Source organism: Acinetobacter sp. UBA6720 (assembly GCF_002454215.1).
Classification (GTDB): domain Bacteria; phylum Pseudomonadota; class Gammaproteobacteria; order Pseudomonadales; family Moraxellaceae; genus Acinetobacter.
Genome location: NZ_DKIK01000190.1, coordinates 1 through 2,502, shown reverse-complemented (window position 1 = coordinate 2,502; position 2,502 = coordinate 1). Strand labels below are relative to the sequence as shown.

The 2,502-nt window shown below is 39.4% G+C and carries 2 protein-coding genes and 1 pseudogene; all 3 read left to right on the top strand.

The window, feature by feature from the left end; genetic code table 11:
* The coding region (locus B4F08_RS16215; protein ID WP_291375355.1) for a TetR/AcrR family transcriptional regulator at nt 1–415 on the top strand (415 nt) is incomplete at its 5' end.
* A 108-nt stretch (nt 416–523) separates the two neighbouring features.
* The gene (locus B4F08_RS16210) at nt 524–2,239 is read left to right on the top strand and encodes an AMP-binding protein (protein ID WP_291375354.1); all 1,716 of its coding nucleotides are present in this window, start codon (nt 524–526) and stop codon (nt 2,237–2,239) included.
* 43 nt (nt 2,240–2,282) lie between these two features.
* Nucleotides 2,283–2,502 (top strand): annotated as a pseudogene (locus tag B4F08_RS16205) (class I SAM-dependent methyltransferase); the annotation flags it as partial.

Below are 2,502 nucleotides of genomic sequence, written 5' to 3'. Positions count from 1 at the left end.
AGAAGCGATCAATACCGAACTTTTAGTGATTGATGCGATTACGGAAAGTGATCTAACGGCGGAACAGAAGTTACATAAAGCGGTAACAACCTTTGTAAAAAGGGCACTAAACAGCCCTCAGCTTGCATATTCACTCATGTTTGAACCTGTTGATTCATTGGTAGAGCATGAGCGTTTTCGTGTTAAGCAGTTGATTAAACAAAGTATTATTAAAATACTCGCAGATGGAAATGCAAGTGGCGAGTTTATGTTAGAGAATTTAAATACCACTGCACTTTGTGTGGTTGGCGCGATGACTTTTGTAGTCGTAGAACCTCTAGACCCAGCTCAAAATACAAAGTTTGATCAGCAACACAAAGACTATTTTTCAAAGCAGATTGCTGATTTTTGTGTGGATGCCGTGAGGAAAAAATAGGCATAAACAACAATAAAAATCAAAACAAGGCAGTTTGAAGAATAGTTGCAGTAATAACAATGAGATGAAATCAGAACAGAATTAGAAAGAATCAAGGAGAATGATTCAATGCAACAACAACGGTTAAGCTATGCCTCTGGACCAAGTGCACAACCCTTATTGGGGATGACGATTGGAGAAAAATTTGATCAAGCTTGTCAGCAATATGCTGATCAAGAAGCGATTGTAAGTTCACATCAGAACAGACGGTTGACCTATAAACAACTACAAGATGAAGTGAATACTTTTGCCTGTAGTTTGCTCAAACTCGGTTTAAAGAAAGGCGATCGACTAGGCATCTGGTCACCAAACTGCGTGGAATGGACGATCACTCAATTTGCTGCTTTTAAAGCAGGGATTATCCTAGTGAACTTAAATCCTGCCTACAAAAGCCATGAGTTAGAGTATGTATTGAATAAAGTTTCCTGCAAAGGATTGATCATCGCCTCACAATTCAAAACGACTGATTATCAAGAGCTTTTGACACGAATTGCACCAGAAATTGTTTTCTGTACAGACAAAATTATTCATTCAGAACGTCTGCCTTTCTTAAAGTTTGTGATCAAAATTGATGAAAAACAGCATACAGGTATTCATCGTTTCAGTGATCTAGTCGTTCCTCCAACTCAAGAACAATTCGATCAATTACAATTGGCTACGCAGCAATTGCAATTTGATGAAACTATTAATATTCAATTTACGTCAGGAACGACAGGTAATCCGAAAGGCACAATGCTCACCCATCATAACATTCTGAATAATGGTTATTTTGTAGGAGAGGGTATTCGTTTAACGCCACAAGATAAAGTATGCATCTCTGTGCCTTTATTCCACTGTTTCGGTATGGTCATGGGAAATCTAGCTTGTATCACACATGGTTCTACTATGGTGTATCCATCAGCTGTATTTAATCCATTAGAAACACTAAAGACAATTCACAACGAACGTTGTACGGCAGCATACGGCGTACCAACCATGTTCATCGCCACTTTAGAGCATGAACAATTTAATGAATTTGACCTATCTAGTTTACGTACAGGGATCATGGCGGGAAGCCCATGCCCACGTGAAATTATGCAGCGTGTGATTGATCGTATGCATATGTCAGAAATCACGATTTGTTATGGCATGACTGAGACTTCGCCAGTCAGCTTACAAAGCTCCGTGAGTGACACCATTGATAAACGCGTCAGTACGGTTGGGCATGTTCATCCACATGTCGAAATCAAAATCGTCGATCCTGAAGGGCAACTCGTACCACAAGGAACCTTAGGCGAGCTATGCGTCAGAGGTTACTCGGTAATGGCAGGCTATTGGGGTGAAGAAGAAAAAACCCGTGAAGTAATTGATGCCGCAGGTTGGATGCATACGGGTGACATTGCGGAGATGGATGCTGAAGGCTTTGTCAAAATCAAAGGTCGCATCAAAGATGTCGTCATTCGAGGTGGAGAAAATCTCTTTCCTAAAGAAATCGAAGACTTCTTATATACCCATCCTGCGATCTGTGATGTGCAAGTGATTGGTCTACCTGATACGCGTTACGGTGAAGAACTATGTGCTTGTATTATTTTGCATGAACATCATCAGACCGATGAAGACAACATTCGTAGTTTCTGTAAGGAACACATTTCACATAATAAAGTGCCACGCTACGTAAAATTCTTTAATGAATTTCCTATGACCGCATCAGGCAAAGCGCAGAAATTTAAGTTACAGGAAATTATGCGTGCTGAACTGAATTTAACTGGAAACGTATTCGACTTAATGATATTTTACATCGCATAGAAAAAACAGCATTTTAAAGTCATAAGGAAAAGGATCACAGTGAATGGCAAAAGATTTTAATAGTCCAAAGATCGTTGAAGAATATGATCAGCATATCCGTAAGTTAATTCCTGGATATGAAATCATTCATCAACAAGTGGATGCCATTTTACAGTCTGTACTTCAACCAACTGCACACATACTTATTGTTGGATGTGGAACAGGTTATGAGTTGGAATATCTGCTAAATAGACATCCTGATTGGAAATTTACTGCCCTTGATC

Coding starts and splice junctions, on each gene's coding strand:
- B4F08_RS16210 (WP_291375354.1), top strand. CDS start 524: ATGCAACAACAACGGTTAAGCTATGCCTCTGGACCAAGTGCACAACCC.